Here is a 16,718-nt window from a genome sequence, read left to right as displayed (position 1 = left end):
CACGCAGGGAGACTCGTGTACGACTACGGCACCTTCTCGTTCGAGTCGAAGGCACAGGTCCTGGAACGGGCCAAGACCTTCTGGAACCCGGACAAGACCCAGTTCTGGACCGACGCCGGGGTGGACCTGGTGATCGACCGCCGCGAAGGCTACTTCCTCTGGGACATGGGGGGCCGACGCCTCATCGACATGCACCTCAACGGCGGCACCTACAGCCTCGGACACCGCAATCCCGAAGTGGTGCAGGCACTTTCGCAGGGCATGGAATTCTTCGACGTGGGCAACCACCACTTTCCCTCCGTCGCCCGCACCGCGCTGGCCCAGAAACTGGTGGAGTCCGCACCGGCATCCATCACCAAGGTCGCCTTCGGCTCCGGCGGCGGCGAAGCGATCGACATCGCGCTCAAGAGCGCCCGCCACGCCATGCAGCGCCGCAAGATCGTCTCGATCGTCAAGGCCTACCACGGCCACACCGGCCTGGCGGTGGCCACCGGCGACGACCGCTTCGCCAAACTGTTCCTCGCCGACCGCCCCGACGAGTTCGTGCAGGTCACCTTCGGCGACCTCGATGCCATGGAGCAGGCCCTGCGCGGGCGCGACGTCGCAGCCGTGATCATGGAAACCATCCCGGCGACCTACGGATTCCCGTTGCCCCCACCGGGTTACCTGGAGACGGTCAAGGATCTGTGCGTGCGCTACGACGCGCTCTACATCGCCGACGAGGTACAGACCGGCCTGATGCGCACCGGCGAGATGTGGGCGATCACCAAGCACGGTATCGAGCCCGACATCATCGTCACTGGCAAGGGACTCTCCGGCGGCATGTACCCCATCACCGCGGCCATGCTCAGTGAGCGCGCCGCCGCCTGGCTCAACCAGGACGGGTTCGGGCACATCTCCACCTTCGGCGGCGCCGAACTCGGCTGCGTGGCCGCCATCAAGACCCTCGAGATCAGCGGCAGGCCCGAAATCAGGTCCTCGGTGCACTACATCGCCGACCTGTTCGCCGCCGGCCTGGGCCGGATCCAGGCCGACAATCCAGACTGGTTCACCGGCATCCGGCAGAACGGCGTGGTGATCGGGTGCGAGTTCGACCACCCCGAAGGCGCCAAGTTCGTCATGCGCGAGCTCTACGAGAGGGGTGTCTGGGCGATCTTCTCGACCTTGGATCCCCGTGTGCTGCAGCTCAAACCGGGCTTGCTGATGGACCGCGAGCTGTGCGAGGACGTACTCGACCGCATGGAGCTGGCCATCGGCCAGGCGCGGCGGGCCGCGATGGGACGGAGGTCGGCGTGAACAACACCGTTGCAGTGGGTCAGATCCTGGAGCGTGCGCGCTGGGCCGCGGCCGCGTACGCCGAATATGACCGCGCGCACGTCGACGCCGTGGTCACCGCGGTGGCCGACGCCGCCTACCGCGAGGCCGAGCGGTTCGCCGCGGCCGCCGTCGCCGAGACCGGCATGGGGGTGGTGGCCGACAAGATCGTCAAGAACCGGGCCTGCTCGCGCGGCATCGTGGAGTACTACCGCGACGACGACTTCGTCTCGCCTCGCATCGACGCCGCCCGCAAGATCGTCGAGATCCCCAGGCCTGCAGGGGTGGTGCTGGCACTGACCCCCACCACCAATCCCGTTGCTACGGTGTATTTCAAGGTGCTGCTGGCGTTGATGACACGCAATGCGGTGGTCGTCGCGCCGCACCCCCGGGCCCGGCAGTGTTCGGTGGATGCCGCCCTGGTGCTCGCCGAGGCGGCGGTGGCGGCCGGGGCGCCCGACGGCATCGTCTCTGTGATCGCAGAGCCGTCCATCCCCTTGGTCGAGACCCTGATGGGCGATGCCCGCACCGATGTCATCGTGGCCACCGGCGGCAACGCGGTGGTCCGGGCGGCCTATTCCTCGGGCAACCCCGCGCTCGGTGTCGGTCCCGGCAACGTTCCGGTGTTCGTCGATGCCAGCGCCGACATCGACGCGGCGGCACGACGCATCGTCGACAGCAAGGCCTTCGACAACTCGGTGCTGTGCACCAACGAGTCGGTGCTGATCGCCGAGGAGTCCATCGCCGCGAAGCTCACCGCGGCAATGAACCGCAATGGTGCAGCCATTCTCGACGAGGACGCCACCAGGCGGCTGCGGCATTACATGTTCGGTGACGGCAGACTCAACACCGACGTGGTGGGACGCGACGCCGCGTGGATCGCCGAGCAGGCGGGCATCCGCGTCACTGCGAAGACCCGCGTGCTGGTGGCGCCGTTCACCGATGTGCTCGCCGAGGAGATGTTGACCCACGAGAAGCTCTCGCCGGTGCTCGGGATGACGACGGTGGCCGACGCCGACCGTGGCATCCGCGCCGCGCGCGCTGTCATCCGCATTGCCGGTGCCGGCCACTCTGCGGCCATCCACAGCGAAAACGCGCGGGTGATAGCGGATTTCGCGGCACAGGTTCCGGTGCTGCGGGTGTCGGTGAACGTGGGCAACAGCACCGGCAGCTCCGGTCTGGAGACCAACCTGGCACCGTCGATGACGATTGGTACCGGCTTCGTCGGGCGCAGCTCCATCGGGGAGAACCTGCAGCCGGGGCATCTGGTCAACTGGACCCGCATCGCCTACAACGCCGATGCCGGGGTCACCATGCCGAACTTCGCCGGGGTCTCGCCGTGGCGGTCGCCGGCCGGTCCGGTTCCGGCCTACCCCCGGGCCTCCAATGACCTGGGTGCGGTGCCCGCGGCACCCGCGCCCAGGGCGCACCCGCCCGCCCGCTCGGGCGATCCCGGCATCGAGGCGCTGCGCGCCGAATTGCGCGCGCTGGTCGTCGAAGAACTCGCCCAACTGATCAAGAGGTGATTCGTGGCTGAATTGCGTTCGTTCATCTTCATCGACCGGCTGCAGCCGCAGACGATGTCGTATCTGGGCACCTGGATCAAAGGTGCCCTGCCCCGTGCCGACGTGGCCGCTCAGATCATCGAGGTGGCGCCGGGTCTGGACATCGAAGCCGTCACCGACGTGGCGCTCAAGCACGCCGAGGTGAAGGCCGGGGTGCTGGTGGTGGAGCGTCAGTTCGGCTACCTGGAGTTCCACGGCGAGACCGGAGCGGTCAAGGCCTCCGCCGACGCCGCGCTCGACGAGCTCGGCGGCAACGCCGGGTCCGCGCTGCCGCCGAGCATCCTGGCCTCGCGCATCATCTCCAGCATCGACCAGCAGCACGCGTTCCTGATCAATCGCAACAAGATCGGATCCATGGTGTTGGCCGGGGAGTCGCTCTACGTCCTGGAGGTGGCGCCGGCCAGCTACGCGATCCTGGCCACCAACGAGGCCGAGAAGGCCGCCGACATCAAGGTCGTCGACTTCCGCATGATCGGCGCCACCGGGCGGGTGTACCTCTCCGGCACCGAGGCCGACGTCCGCCAGGCTGCGTCCGCGGCCGAGGATGCGCTGCGCCGGAGTGTCGGATGATCGACCGCGAACAACTGCGACTGCTGGTCCGCGAGGTCGTTCGCGATGCCGTCAGGGACGTCAAACCACCCGCTCCCGCAGCCGCTCCGCACCCGCCACACCCCCACCCCCGCCGGCTGCCACCGTCGTCCCCACCGGTCCGCTGGCCGCCGACGAGAAGGCCCGCACCGACACCGTCCGGATCGCCACCGACGTCGATCTGGACGGCTTCGTGCGCACCCTGCTAGCGCTGTTCGAGAACCCGAAGACACGCGCCGACCTACGGCAGGGGCGGCTGAAGTTCCGGCTGGCCCGCACGGCGACCACCGGCGCAGGTAGCCACCGTATCGACCGCGGCGCCGTCACCGAACGCCATATCGCCGACCTCGCGGGCACCGGCGCCACCCTGGTGCTCGGGCCCAGGGCCGTGCTGACCCCGCTGGCCCGCGAGAAGGCCAGAGCCCTCGGCATCACCGTCTCGAAGGAGCGCTCATGATCACCGGCACGGTCACCGGCCACATCTGGTCCACCCGCTGCGTGGACGGCATGCCCGCCGGGGCGCTGCTCGAAGTGGAGACCGACGGCAGCGGCAGCAAGCTCATCGCGTTCGACGTCCTGGGCAGCGGGCTCGGCGAGCGCGTCCTGATCACCCAGGGCTCGGTGGCGGCCGGCTGGTTCGCCGGCACCCCGCCGCCCATCGACGCCCTCATCGTCGGCTCGATCGACCCCGGCACCACCGAATAGCAGTTCCCAGCACCCCGGAAGAAGGAGAAACATCATGGCCAGCAATGCGATCGGGATGATCGAGACCAAAGGCTACGTCGCCGCACTCGCCGCGGCCGACGCGATGGTGAAGGCAGCCAATGTCACCATCACCGACCGCCAGCAGGTCGGCGACGGCCTGGTGGCCATCACCGTCACCGGCGAGGTGGGAGCAGTCAAGGCCGCCACCGAGGCCGGCGCCGAAACCGCCTCGCAGGTCGGCGAACTGGTGAGCGTGCACGTCATTCCGCGCCCGCACAACGAACTCGGCGCACACTTCTCCGTCACCACGCAGTAGTGCGCCGATGGCCGTGACCGAGCAACCCACAAGCACCGGCACCCGCACCGACATCCGGGTCTATCTGCCGGTCGAGGACCTGCAACCGCAGTTCGCCGCCTACCTGGGAACACCCACCCGGGCGCGCGGCTATCCGCCCTACGCCGGGGAACACGCCCTCATCGTCGAGGTCTCCCCCGCGCTGGCCATCGAGCGCGTCATCGATCTGGCGCTGCGCGAGGTGCCCGGTATCCAGCCCGGAATCCTGTACGTGGAGCGGCAGTTCGGTGTCCTGGAGATCCACTCGGGCGAGCTGTCCGACATCCGCCGCGCCGGCGACGCCATCTTGACCGGCACCGGCAACGCCGCAGCCGATCAGCTGCGGCCCCGGGTGCTCTACCACGACATCATCGAGGACATCACCGACCAGCACGCGGTGATCTTGAACCGCAACCGACAGGCCTCGATGGTGCTGCCCGGGGAATCGCTGCTGGTGTACGAGATGACGCCGGCACTGTTCGCCGCGGTCGCCGCCAACGAGGCCGAACGGGCCGCCCCCGGGCTCAACCTCGTCGACGTCCAGATGATCGGGGCAGCGGGCCGGCTCTACATCGGCGGCAGCACAGTCGATGTCACCACCGCCCGTGACCGCATCACCGCGGTGCTGGCCGGTATCGAAGGCCGCGACCACTGATGGCCGCGGCCGGGTTCATCGGCGACGACCTGGCGGTCGCCGAACAGGCGCTGCAGAACTACGACCTGCCGCCCACCTCGACGCTGCGTCTGCTCAACCTCTCCGAGAACGCCACGTACGCGGTCGAGGACTCCGAGACCGGGGAACGATCGATCCTGCGGGTGCACCGGCGGGACTACCACCGGGCTGCAGAGATCGAGTCCGAGCTGGACTGGCTGGCGGCCCTGGACTCCGGCAGCGACGTCACCGTGCCCACTGTGCTTCCGACCCGCGACGGGCAGCGGGTGGTGACCGTCGAGCATGAGGGCGTGGCCCGCCATGTGGTGCACTTCGCGATGGTGCCCGGCGCCGAGCCGGATCCGGAAACATTGGCGGTGACCGACTTCCACACGTTGGGGCGCATCACCGCGGCGCTGCACGACCACGCCCGGACGTGGACCCGCCCGCCCCATTTCGCACGGTTCTCCTGGGACTGGGAGCACTGCCTGGGAGACCGGCCGCGCTGGGGCCGCTGGTCCGACGCGGTAGGTGTGGGCCCGGGTGAGGCCGCCGTCCTGAAGCGGGCCGAGCAGCTGCTGCGGCGCCGGTTGTCCGAGTACGGCACCGGCCCCGACACCTTCGGGCTGGTGCACGCCGACCTGCGGCTGGCCAATCTGCTGGTGGACGACGACACCATCACCGTCATCGACTTCGACGACTGCGGATTCGGCTGGTATTTCTATGACTTCGGCACCGCGGTGTCCTTCATGGAGGATGACCCGGCGCTGCCCGAGTGGCAGGACGCGTGGACCGCCGGCTACCGCACCCGCGCGCCGCTGGCCGCCGAGCACGAGGCCATGCTGCCGTCGTTCGTCCTGCTGCGCCGGCTGCTGCTGCTGGCGTGGATGGGCTCGCACAGCCACAGCCGGGAATCCCAGGCCATGTCGGTCACCTACGCGGCAGGTAGTTGCGTACTGGCCGAGCGTTATCTCACCCACGACGGCCGACGACTGGCCTGATCAGAAAGGCACACATGTTCGCATCACTGCAGGGCCGGTCGGCGATCGTCACCGGCGGCAGCAAGGGAATCGGGCGGGGCATCGCCGAGACCTTCGCCCGGGCCGGCATCAACGTCGTGCTCACCGGACGTAACCAGGCCGACATCGACCGTGCCGTGACCGAATTGGCGGACACACCGGGAACCGTGTCCGGGGTGGCCGCCGACGTGGCGAACCCGCAGGAGTGCCGGCGGGTGGTGGACGAGGCCGTCGAGCGTCACGGCGGGCTGGACATCCTGTGCGCCAACGCCGGTGTCTTTCCGTCGAACCGCCTGGAGGACATGACACCCGAGGACCTCGACCTGGTGATGGGGGTGAACTTCAAGGGCACGGTGTTCAGCGTGCAGGCCGCGTTGCCGGCGCTCACCGCCAGCGGGCACGGCCGGGTGATCATCACCTCGTCGATCACCGGACCCATCACCGGCTACCCGGGCTGGTCGCACTACGGCGCCAGCAAGGCCGCCCAGCTCGGCTTCCTCCGCACTGCGGCCATGGAACTGGCCCCGAAGAACATCACCGTGAACGCGGTGCTGCCCGGCAACATCGCCACCGAGGGCTTGATCGACCTCGGTGAGGAGTACATGGCCACGATGGCAGCGTCGGTACCCGCGGGCCGGCTCGGCAGCGCCGCCGACATCGGCAACGCCGCCCTCTTCTTCGCCACCGACGAAGCGTCCTACGTCACCGGTCAGACGCTGGTGGTCGACGGCGGGCAGATCCTGCCCGAATCCGCCGAGGCCATCGCCGCGATGTGACGCGGTGTAGTATTTGGTACGACCAAATGACAGGGGGCCGCGGTGGCATCGCGAGTGGAAGAGTTGCGGCGCCAGCTCGTCGCCGATGTCAACGCCGGCACCCCGGGCTCCAAGCTCGGCAGTGAACGCGAACTCGCCGAACGGTATTCGACCAGCCGGTCCACCTTGCGCCAGGTGCTGGCCGCTCTCGAGGAAGCCGGTCTGGTGGAGCGGGTGATCGGACGGGCCGGGGGCATCTTCATCAGCCACGTCCAGGTGCAACGCAGCCTCACCGACGTCGTCGGTGTCCCCGCGTTCCTGGCCAGCCAGGGCTATGTGGCCGGCACCCGGGTGCTGTCGACCAAGATCGCCATCCCCGACCGGACCACCGCCCAGGCCCTGCAACTGCAGGAGGGCGAATTCGTCGTCGAGATCCAGCGGGTGCGGCTGGCCGACGGCTCGCCGATCTCGCTGGAGCGCGCGCAACTTCCCGCCGACCGGTTCCCCGGTCTGCTCGAGCAGCAACTCGGCGGGTCCATCTATGAGGTACTGGAGTCGCAGTACGGGCTGGTCACCTCGCGTGCCGACGAGCGCATCGAGGCGGTCAACGCCACCTCCGAGGAAGCCACCCTCCTGGGAATCAAGAAGAACTCCGCGCTGCTGCTGATCACCCGCACCGCCTACGACCAGGACGGCGCCCCGTGCGAGTTCTCCCACGATCTGTTCCGGGGCGATCGCACCCGGTTGGCGGTCACCGTCAACGGCCGCGGCATCGGCGTGCCCGCCGCCGACATCGCCTCGGTGACGCTGCAGAGCAGCACCAAAGCCAGCTGACATCGACCTTGACCTCAAGTGAGGTTCAGGGTGCAGCCTGGGTTCCACCGCTCACGAGGAGGAACCCATGCGGCGCATCCGCCACGATCTCTGGGAGACCCAGGTCGACAGCCCGTTTCCCGGCCTGACCACCCACGCCTATCTCTGGACCGGCGGCCCGCACGGCAACGTGTTGTTCTACTGCCCGGCCACCGACGCCGATTTCAACACCCTCGACGAGCTGGGTGGGGTGGCCCATCAGTACCTGTCCCACCAGGACGAGGCGGGTCCGGCACTGGCCCGCATCCAGGGCCGGTTCGGCGCCCGACTGCACGCCCCCGCGGCCGAGCAGACCACCATCGGCACACACGCGTCCGTGCACGTCGCGCTGTCGACCCGGCACGTCGACGACAACGGCATCGAGGTGATCCCCACCCCCGGTCACACCGTCGGCAGCACCTGTTACCTGGTGACCGCCGCTGACGGGACCCGGATGCTGTTCACCGGCGACACCCTGTTCCACGGTGCCGACGGCCGCTGGGCGGCAGGCTACCTCCCGCCGATGAGCGACGCGGCCACGCTGCTGCAGAGTCTGACCACGCTGGCGGCGCTGGCTCCCGACCTGGTGATCTCCAGCGCCTTCCCCAGCGACGCTGCCGTGCACGCCGTCGATGCGGAGTCCTGGAGCACCTGTATCGCGGCCGCCCGGGAGGGCCTGCGCGCGGTGGTCTGAGCGTGGACGCGGGCAGGCACTAGATTTCCAGGGATGACCCGCCCCGCCCCCGCAGGCCGGTTCGCCCCCAGCCCGTCGGCCGACCTGCACATCGGCAACCTGCGCACCGCGGTGCTGGCCTGGCTGTTCGCCCGCTCGTCGGGGCGGCGCTTCCTGATCCGGGTCGAGAACCTCGACGACCGCACCTCCCCCGACATCGCCGCCCGCCAGATCGCCGACCTGGCGGCCATCGGGGTGACGTGGGACAGCCCGCCCGAATACCAGACCGCTCATGCAGCACGCTACGACGGCGTCATCGCGGAACTGCAGGGTCGTGGACTGGTCTACGAATGTTATTGCAGCAGAAGGGAAATCCAGCAGGCACCGCGTGCGCCGCACGCACCCGAGGGCGCATACCCCGGGACCTGCCGCGACCTCACCGACGCGCAGCGCCGGCAACGGCGCACCCGCCCACCCGCGCTGCGCCTGCGCTCGGACACCTACAGCTACACCGTTACCGATCTGCTGTACGGCAACTACACCGGTGTGGTGGACGACCTGGTGCTGCGCCGCGGCGACGGAGTGCCCGCTTACAACCTGGCCGTCGTCGTCGACGATGCCGCCCAAGGAGTGGACCAGGTGGTGCGCGGTGACGATCTCCTGTCCTCTGCGCCGCGGCAGGCGTACCTGGGGGCGCTGCTGGGCCATCCACAGCCGGCGTACGCCCATGTGCCGTTGGTTCTCAATGCCGAGGGCAAGCGGCTGGCCAAGCGCGACGGCGCGGTGACGCTGGCCGAGATCGGTGTCGAGCCGGCGCTGGCGAAGATCGCCGATTCCCTGGGTATGCGGGCGCGGCGGCTCGAGGGCATGCTGGCTGAGTTCGACCCGCAGCGCCTTCCGCGCGAACCGTGGGTATACCTGCCCGCGTGAGCAGAAGCCTTGGCCGCAGCGGCCCCAGCGGTTACGTTGCGCCGGTGAGCCACCATCTCCGTCGCGCCCTGCTGGCCGTGTTCGTGCTGGCTGTTCTGGTCACCGCGGCGTGCGGCGGGTCCTCAGGCGGCGAATCCGACCCCATCAAGTCCGCCGGTGTGCTGCGGGTGGGCACCGAGGGTGTGTATGCGCCGTTCAGCTACCACGACCCCGCCACCGGCGAACTCGTCGGTTACGACGTCGACGTCGCCAAGGCCGTCGGCGAGAAACTCGGGGTGCGAGTCGAGTTCGTCGAGACACCCTGGGATTCGATCTTCGCCGCGCTGGAGGCCGGCCGCTTCGACATCGTCGCCAACGAGGTCACCATCAACCCCGAGCGCCAGGCCAAGTACGACCTGTCGCAGCCGTACTCGGTGGGTGAGGGCGTGATCGTCACCCGCGCCGACGACAACTCGATCCGATCGCTGGCCGACATCGCCGGCAAGACCGCCGCCGAGAACGCCACCAGCAACTGGTCCGAGGTGGCCCGCCAGGCCGGCGCGAACGTCGAGGCCGTCGAAGGCTTCACCCAGGCCATCACCCTGCTCAACCAGGGCCGCGTCGACGTGGTCATCAACGACAGCATCGCCGTCTACGCCTACCTCGCCGAAACCGGCGACACCTCCGTCAAGATCGCGGGCACCGTCGGGGAGAAGAGCGAACAGGGCTTCGCCGCCCGCAAGGACAGCGGATACCTGCCCGAACTCAACGGCGCGCTCGACGAACTGCGCGCCGACGGCACCCTCGCCGAGATCTCGCAGCGCTACCTCAAGGCCGACGCCACGGGGGCACCGGCGTCCACCCCCATCCGGGACGCCGGTGTGCTGCGCGTCGGCACCGAGGGCACCTACGCGCCGTTCAGCTACCACGAACCCACCACCGGCGAGCTCACCGGCTATGACGTGGACGTGGCGCGGGCCGTCGGCGACAAGCTGGGCGTGCCGGTCGAGTTCGTGGAGACCCCGTGGGACTCCATCTTCGCCGCACTGGAGGCCAACCGCTTCGACGTGGTGGCCAACGAGGTCACCATCAACCCGGAACGGCAAGCCAAATACGATCTGTCGACGCCGTATTCGATCGGCGAGGGAGTGATCGTCACACGCGCCGATGACGACTCGATCACCTCACTGGAGGACCTGAGCGGCAAGCGCACCGCGCAATCGATCACCAGCAACTGGGCCCAGGTGGCGCGGGACTCCGGTGCCACCGTCGAAGGGGTCGAGGGTTTCGCCCAGGCGATCACGCTGCTGAACCAGGGCCGGGTCGATGCCACGGTCAACGACAGCATCGCCGTCTACGCCTACCTCGCCGAAACCGGGGACACCTCGGTCAAGATCGCCGCCGAGACCGGCGAGCGCAGCGAGCAGGGTTTCGCCGCCCGCAAAGACAGCGGCTTCCTGCCCGAACTCAACGGCGCCCTCGACCAGCTGCGCGCCGACGGCACACTCACCGAGATCTCGCAGCGCTACCTCAAGGCCGACGCCACGGGCACGGCGCCAGCCGCCCAGGACCAGGGACCACCGCCGACGCGGTCGGCTTTGGACCTGGTGCGCGACAACCTGTGGCCGTTGGCCAAAGCGGCCATCACCATGACGATCCCGCTGACCATCATCAGCTTCGCGATCGGCCTGGTGCTCGCGCTGGCCGTGGCGTTGGCCCGGCTCTCGTCGAATGTGGTGCTGACCAATGTGGCCCGCCTCTACATCTCGATCATCCGCGGCACCCCGCTGCTGGTTCAGTTGTTCATCGTGTTTTATGCGCTGCCCGAATTCGGGGTGAGGATCGATCCCTTCCCGGCCGCGGTCATCGCGTTCTCGCTGAACGTCGGCGGTTACGCCGCGGAGATCATCCGCTCGGCCATCCTGAGCATCCCGAAGGGGCAGTGGGAGGCGGCCGAGACCATCGGCCTGGACTACGTGGGTGCGCTGCGCCGGATCATCCTGCCGCAGGCCGCCCGGGTGGCGGTGCCCCCGCTGTCGAACACCCTCATCTCGCTGGTGAAGGACACCTCGCTGGCGTCGACCATCCTGGTCACCGAGCTGCTGCGGCAGGCGCAGATCATCGCCGCCCCGACATTCGAGTTCTTCGCTCTGTACGGCACCGCCGCGATCTACTACTGGGTGATCTGCCTGGTGTTGTCGTTCGGCCAGAGCCGCCTGGAGCACCGGCTGGAAAGGTATGTGGTCCGATGACCTCCGATGAGATCGATTACCGCGTCACCGCTGCGGGTGTGGAGAAGGCGTTCGGCGACAACAAGGTGCTGCAAGGGATCTCGTTCACAGTGCAACGGGGCACGGCCACTGCGATCATCGGGCCATCCGGGTCGGGCAAGACCACCCTGCTGCGCACCCTCAACGCACTGGACCGCGCGGACGCCGGCGTCATCCGCATCGACGACATCGAGATCGACTTCGCCGAACCGGTGTCCAAACAGCAGCTCCGCCAGTTCCGGTCCCGCAGCGGCTTTGTGTTCCAGTCCCACAACCTCTTTCCGCACAAGACGGTGCTGCAGAACATCATCGAAGGTCCGGTGGTGGTGCAGAAGCAGCCCAAGGATCAGGCGATCGCCGACGCCATCACGCTGCTCGAGCAGGTGGGGCTGTCCGAGAAGAAAGACCAGTACCCCTATCAACTCTCCGGTGGTCAACAGCAACGGGTCGGCATCGCCCGGGCATTGGCACTCAAACCCAAACTGGTGTTGTTCGACGAACCCACCTCCGCGCTGGATCCGGAACTGGTCGGCGAGGTGCTCTCCGTCATCAAAGATCTGGCGGTCGAAGGCTGGACCATGGTGATCGTCACCCACGAGATCCAGTTCGCCCGCCAGGTGTCCAACCAGGTGCTGTTCACCGACGGCGGCGTCATCCTGGAGCAGGGCCCGCCGGAGAAGGTGCTGGGCGATCCGCAGGAGGACCGCACCCGGCAATTTCTGCAGCGGATCCTGAACCCCTTGTAGCAGGATGGCGGGATGCCCGCCATGGAAGCAGATGTCGTCATTGTCGGAGCCGGCCTGTCCGGGATGATCGCCGCCCGCACTGTGCTGGCGGCAGGGCTGCGACCGCTGGTACTCGAGGCCGATGACCGGGTGGGCGGACGCATCCTCACCGAGGAGGTGCTGCCCGGGGTGCCGGTGGAGATCGGCGCCCAGTGGATCGGTGACACCCATCAGCGGATGTTCGACCTGGCCGCCGAACTGGGTGTCGAGACCTACCCGCAGTACGACGAGGGGCAGACCTCCTACGAGCTGTGCGGCACGGGCGTGCTGGGCGAGAACGAGTTCCACACCCGGTTCGCCGACGAACTGGGCGAGCTGGAGCGGGTGCTGCGGGTGCTCGACGAGCTGGCCGCGGAAGTACCCGTGCAGGCGCCGTGGGACGCCCCGCGGGCACTGGAGTGGGACGCGATCACCGCCGGCTTCTGGTATGACAGCCAAGGGCTTTCACCGGTCGCGCGGACGCTGCTCGAAATCTGCACCGTCGGCATCCTGGCCGTGCCGACCGCCGAGGTGTCCTTCCTGCACCTGCTGTTCACCATCCAGACCTGCGGTGTGACCTCGGAGCTGTTCGCCGAGTCCGAAGGTGGCGCGCAGACCACCCGGTTCGTCGGCGGCACCGGCGAGATTCCGCGCCGGCTGGCAGCGTTGATCTCCGAGCACATCGTGTTGCAGACTCCGGTCCAGCTGATCGAGCACACCGCGGACTCCGTCACGGTGACGTGCCGCGGCGGAACCGTGGCACGCGCCCGCCGGGTGATCGTGGCGATCTCCCCGACGCTGGCCGGGCGCATCATGTACGACCCTCCCCTACCCGGTGTCCGCGACCAGCTGACCCAGCGCATGCCCAACGGCTCGGCCATGAAGGCGTTCTTCGTCTACGACCAGCCCTTCTGGCGGGCAGACGGTTTCAACGGCCAGCTGATCTCCGACATCGGCCCGGCGCGGATGTCCAACGACACCTGCATCCCCGGGACCGACCACGGCGTCATCCTGATGTTCCTCGAAGGCGACGAGGCCCGTACCTACGGCACGCTGCCCCAGCAGCAGCGCCGCGAACTGCTCACCGATGAACTGGTACGCCATTACGGCGCCGCGGCTGCGCAGCCGCTGGCCTACGTCGACGGCGAATGGTCCAACCGCCAATGGACCCGCGGCTGTTACAACGCCAACCACGGCCCGCACGTCTGGACCACCTACGGCCCGGCCCTGTCGGTGCCGATCGGTGTGATCCACTGGGCCTCCACCGACACCGCCACCTACTGGAGCGCCTACATGGAGGGCGCGGTGGACGCCGGCGAACGCGCGGCCCGCGAGGTCATCGAGGCGCTGGATCAGACGCGAACAGCCTGAGCGGCCAGGCCGCGCAGCGTCAGATTCGGCTTGTACTCCGCCGACCCGTCCAGGCGGGCGTCCGGGAATCGGGCCGTCACCATCGTCAGCGCCAGTTGTGCCTCCAACCGGGCCAGCGGGGCGCCCAGGCAGAAGTGCGGGCCATGTCCGAACGCCAAGTGCCTGGTGACCGCCCGGTCGGGATCGAACACATCCGGGTCGACGAACGACGCCGGATCCCGTTGCGCTGCAGCGATCAGCAGGATGGCCGTGTCCCCCCGCGGCACGGTGACACCGTTGATCTCCAGATCGGCCGCGGCCACCCGGCTGACCAACTGCACCGGCGGGTCGTGACGCAGGGTCTCTTCGATGATGGCCGGCGCGTGCGTGGGATCGGCGCCCAGGGTGGCCCAGTGGCGCGGCTCGCGCAGCATCGCCAGCACCGCGTTCGCGATCAGGTTGACGGTGGTCTCGTGACCGGCGATCAGCAGCAGGTTGCAGGTGGCGACGATCTCCTCTTCGGTGAGCTGGTCGCCGTCCTCCTCGGCCGCGATGAGCCGCGACATCAGGTCCTCGCCGGGGTCGGCGCGACGCCGGTCGATGAGGTCGTGCAGGTACGTGCGCATCCACAACCCCGCCTGCATCCGCTCGTCCATGTCGTCGGGGATCTCACCGGTGAACGTGATGAAGGGGTCCAGCGAGCGCGCCAACAGCGCTGAGGCGCGGGAGAATTCGGGTTCGTCCTCCAACGGCACCCCGAGCAGGCGGCAGATCACCGCAACCGGCAGCGGATAGGCCAGGTCGGTGATCACGTCGAAATGCCCTACCTCCTCCACCTTGTCGAGCAACCCGTCGACCAGCAGCGCAATGTCAGCCTCCAGCGCCTTGATCACCTTGGGCGCAAACGCTTTCTGAGTCAGCTTGCGCAGCCGGGTGTGATCGGGCGGGTCCAGGAACAAAAAGGCCGGCGTGCCCAATGGCCGGGCCGGTTGACCGTCGGCGATGGCGCGCTGCGCGGCCGTGGACTTCAACCGGTCGCTGGCCGAGTCCGGGTGGCGGAGCACGTCGAAGCAGTCGTCGTAGCGGGAGAAGACCGCCAGGTTCATCCCGGGCAGCAGCAGCGGCCCGCACTCGCGGATCTCACGGTAGAGCGGGTACGGATCGGCACGATTGGCCGGATCGAGCAGCCGCACGAGGAGCTCCTGGGGATCTGCAGGCGCACCAGTCATCTTCTTATTGTGCACGTGTGGAAAACCGCGCAGTTCAGGAGCGGTAGTAGCGCCCCAGGACGTGCTCACGCAAGTCGTCGAACGTCCCGTCGGTGATGGCCGCGCGAATCTGGTCCACCAGCCGGATGATGAAGCGCTCATTGTGGATGGTGCTCAACATCGAGGCCAGCATCTCCTTGGCCTTGAACAGATGGTGCACATACGCCCGGGTGTAGTGCGCGCAGGTGTAGCAGTCGCACTCGGGGTCCAGCGGGGTGAAGTCACGTTTGTAGCGGGCGCCGGTGATGTTGTAGCGCCCCGTCGCCGAGTAGATCGCCGCATTGCGGGCGACCCGCGAGGGCGACACACAGTCAAAGGTGTCCGCACCCGCCTCCACCGCGGCGAACAGATCGTCGGGCTCACTGATGCCCAGCAGATGGCGCGGCTTGTCCTCGGGCAACTCGTCGGTGACCCAACCGACGATGGTCGCCAGGTTCTGCTTCTCCAGGGCCCCACCGATGCCGTAGCCGTCGAAGCCCCGGCCCTCGGCGTCGCGCAGCCCGACCAGCCCCCGGGTGGCCTGGCGACGCAGATCCTCGTACTGGGCACCCTGCACCACCCCGAACAGGGCCTGGCTGGGCTTGTCGTCGCGCTCGTTCTCCAACCGACGGTGCTCGGCCAGGCAGCGGATGGCCCACTCGTGGGTGCGCTGCACCGACGACTCCTGGTAGGCGCGGGTGTTGACCAGCGTGGTCAACTCATCGAAGGCGAAGATGATGTCCGCACCGAGCTGATGCTGGATCTGCATGGACACCTCCGGGGTGAACCGGTGGGTCGAGCCGTCCAGGTGTGAGGTGAAGGTGACGCCGTCGTCGTCGACCCTGGCCAGGCGGTCCTTGCCCGCGGCGATGACGTCGTCGGCCTGCACGCGGGTGGTGTCCATGGCCAGCACCTTGCGGAAACCCGACCCCAGTGACAGCACCTGGAAGCCGCCGCTGTCGGTGAAAGTCGGCCCGCCCCAGTTCATGAAGGCACCCAGTCCGCCGGCCTCGTCCACGATGGCGGGCCCGGGCTGCAGGTAGAGGTGGTACGCATTGGCCAGAACTGCTTGCGCTCCAAGCGACTTCATGGTTTCCGGCAGTACGGCTTTGACCGTGGCCTTGGTGCCGACGGCCACGAACGCGGGGGTCTCGATGTCGCCGTGCGGGGTGCGGATCACGCCGGTTCGGCCACGTCGGCCGGCCAGGACGTCACGTACCGAGAAGAAGCCGTCTCTCACAACAGGTATTCAACACGCACCCGTCACGCTACATTCGTCGGGTGAAAAGCGCGGCGTGGGGACTGGCGTTGCTGTTGACTGCGGTGGGCTGCTCGTCGGGCCCCGAGCAACAACCGCTACCTCAGGGGGCGTTGACGCCCGGCACCGCTGCCATCACCATCAACGACCGCGACCTCGGTGAGGTGGACTCGGTGGCCTGCACCGCCGCCGGGCCCCTGATGACCATCGAGACCGGGGACGAGACCTCGGGCAGCACCTCGGTGGTGTCCAATGCCGACGGCCTGTCCGCACAGTCGGTGTACATCCGTGACCTGGGCGGTTTCACCGGCAGCTACAACCTCGACCTCGGGGGCCAGGCGCGTGTCGAGCTGTCCGGCAGCACCTACCGGATCAAGGGCAGCGCCGACGGGTTTGCCACCGACAATCCCAGCTTCCGCACCGAGGGCACGTTCGAGATCAGGGTCGCGTGTTGAGGCTGCAC

17 protein-coding genes and 1 pseudogene are annotated in these 16,718 nt (G+C 68.2%); 16 read left to right on the top strand and 2 right to left on the bottom strand.

Annotated elements, in window-relative coordinates; genetic code table 11:
* Positions 1-15: 15 nt before the first annotated feature.
* From G6N58_RS09655 to G6N58_RS09585, 15 genes and pseudogenes are all read left to right on the top strand, one after another.
* Complete coding sequence (locus tag G6N58_RS09655; RefSeq protein WP_115278886.1) at positions 16-1,296, top strand: class-III pyridoxal-phosphate-dependent aminotransferase; 1,281 nt, start codon at positions 16-18, stop codon at positions 1,294-1,296.
* Entirely contained in the window at positions 1,293-2,840 is a 1,548-nt protein-coding gene (locus tag G6N58_RS09650) for an aldehyde dehydrogenase family protein (RefSeq protein WP_115278887.1), read from the top strand. The genes G6N58_RS09655 and G6N58_RS09650 overlap by 4 nt, the downstream gene beginning before the upstream one ends.
* Before the next feature lie 3 nt (positions 2,841-2,843).
* Positions 2,844-3,449, top strand: coding sequence for a BMC domain-containing protein (locus G6N58_RS09645; RefSeq protein ID WP_068914531.1), 606 nt, complete (start codon positions 2,844-2,846; stop codon positions 3,447-3,449).
* Positions 3,446-3,924: pseudogene (locus G6N58_RS09640) on the top strand (hypothetical protein). The gene G6N58_RS09645 and the pseudogene G6N58_RS09640 overlap by 4 nt, the downstream one beginning before the upstream one ends.
* Positions 3,921-4,172, top strand: coding sequence for a EutN/CcmL family microcompartment protein (locus G6N58_RS09635; RefSeq protein WP_068914529.1), 252 nt, complete (start codon positions 3,921-3,923; stop codon positions 4,170-4,172). The pseudogene G6N58_RS09640 and the gene G6N58_RS09635 overlap by 4 nt, the downstream one beginning before the upstream one ends.
* Positions 4,173-4,206: 34 nt before the next feature.
* Positions 4,207-4,488: a BMC domain-containing protein gene (locus G6N58_RS09630; protein WP_068914528.1), complete on the top strand. Its 282-nt coding sequence runs from the start codon at positions 4,207-4,209 to the stop codon at positions 4,486-4,488.
* Positions 4,489-4,495: 7 nt separating this feature from the next.
* A complete protein-coding gene (locus tag G6N58_RS09625; protein WP_115278889.1) occupies positions 4,496-5,161 on the top strand; it encodes a microcompartment protein in 666 nt (221 codons plus the stop codon).
* Positions 5,161-6,159 carry a phosphotransferase enzyme family protein gene (locus G6N58_RS09620; RefSeq protein WP_115278890.1) on the top strand — a complete coding sequence of 333 codons (999 nt, stop codon included), beginning with the start codon at positions 5,161-5,163 and terminating at the stop codon, positions 6,157-6,159. The genes G6N58_RS09625 and G6N58_RS09620 overlap by 1 nt, the downstream gene beginning before the upstream one ends.
* Before the next feature lie 14 nt (positions 6,160-6,173).
* Complete coding sequence (gene fabG / locus G6N58_RS09615) at positions 6,174-6,953, top strand: 3-oxoacyl-ACP reductase FabG (RefSeq protein WP_115278891.1); 780 nt, start codon at positions 6,174-6,176, stop codon at positions 6,951-6,953.
* A gap of 42 nt (positions 6,954-6,995) precedes the next feature.
* Positions 6,996-7,766: a GntR family transcriptional regulator gene (locus G6N58_RS09610; RefSeq protein ID WP_115278892.1), complete on the top strand. Its 771-nt coding sequence runs from the start codon at positions 6,996-6,998 to the stop codon at positions 7,764-7,766.
* A gap of 67 nt (positions 7,767-7,833) precedes the next feature.
* Positions 7,834-8,478 carry an MBL fold metallo-hydrolase gene (locus tag G6N58_RS09605; RefSeq protein ID WP_115278893.1) on the top strand — a complete coding sequence of 215 codons (645 nt, stop codon included), beginning with the start codon at positions 7,834-7,836 and terminating at the stop codon, positions 8,476-8,478.
* Between the two features lie 33 nt (positions 8,479-8,511).
* The gene (gluQRS, locus tag G6N58_RS09600) at positions 8,512-9,387 is read left to right on the top strand and encodes a tRNA glutamyl-Q(34) synthetase GluQRS (protein ID WP_115278894.1); all 876 of its coding nucleotides are present in this window, start codon (positions 8,512-8,514) and stop codon (positions 9,385-9,387) included.
* On the top strand, positions 9,366-11,618 hold the full coding sequence (locus tag G6N58_RS31305; protein WP_435406368.1) for an ABC transporter permease subunit: 2,253 nt from the start codon (positions 9,366-9,368) through the stop codon (positions 11,616-11,618). The genes gluQRS and G6N58_RS31305 overlap by 22 nt, the downstream gene beginning before the upstream one ends.
* Entirely contained in the window at positions 11,615-12,382 is a 768-nt protein-coding gene (locus tag G6N58_RS09590) for an amino acid ABC transporter ATP-binding protein (protein ID WP_068914521.1), read from the top strand. Before G6N58_RS31305 ends, G6N58_RS09590 begins: the two co-directional genes overlap by 4 nt.
* 12 nt (positions 12,383-12,394) lie before the next feature.
* Positions 12,395-13,771 carry a flavin monoamine oxidase family protein gene (locus tag G6N58_RS09585; RefSeq protein ID WP_115278895.1) on the top strand — a complete coding sequence of 459 codons (1,377 nt, stop codon included), beginning with the start codon at positions 12,395-12,397 and terminating at the stop codon, positions 13,769-13,771.
* On the opposite strand, the gene G6N58_RS09580 is transcribed toward G6N58_RS09585, so the two are convergent.
* Together G6N58_RS09580 and tgt are read right to left on the bottom strand one after the other, a co-directional pair.
* Positions 13,753-14,979: a cytochrome P450 gene (locus tag G6N58_RS09580; protein ID WP_115278896.1), complete on the bottom strand. Its 1,227-nt coding sequence runs from the start codon at positions 14,977-14,979 to the stop codon at positions 13,753-13,755. The two genes, G6N58_RS09585 and G6N58_RS09580, sit on opposite strands and share 19 nt — an antisense overlap.
* A gap of 34 nt (positions 14,980-15,013) precedes the next feature.
* The gene (gene tgt, locus G6N58_RS09575; RefSeq protein WP_115278897.1) at positions 15,014-16,237 is read right to left on the bottom strand and encodes a tRNA guanosine(34) transglycosylase Tgt; all 1,224 of its coding nucleotides are present in this window, start codon (positions 16,235-16,237) and stop codon (positions 15,014-15,016) included.
* Between the two features lie 41 nt (positions 16,238-16,278).
* On the opposite strand from tgt, the gene G6N58_RS09570 reads away from it, so the two are divergent.
* The gene (locus tag G6N58_RS09570) at positions 16,279-16,710 is read left to right on the top strand and encodes a lipoprotein LpqH (protein WP_232067800.1); all 432 of its coding nucleotides are present in this window, start codon (positions 16,279-16,281) and stop codon (positions 16,708-16,710) included.
* Positions 16,711-16,718 lie beyond the last annotated feature (8 nt).

Origin of the sequence: Mycolicibacterium tokaiense (genome assembly GCF_010725885.1) — a bacterium.
Lineage (GTDB): Bacteria > Actinomycetota > Actinomycetes > Mycobacteriales > Mycobacteriaceae > Mycobacterium > Mycobacterium tokaiense.
This window is presented reverse-complemented; position numbering and strand designations above follow the sequence as displayed.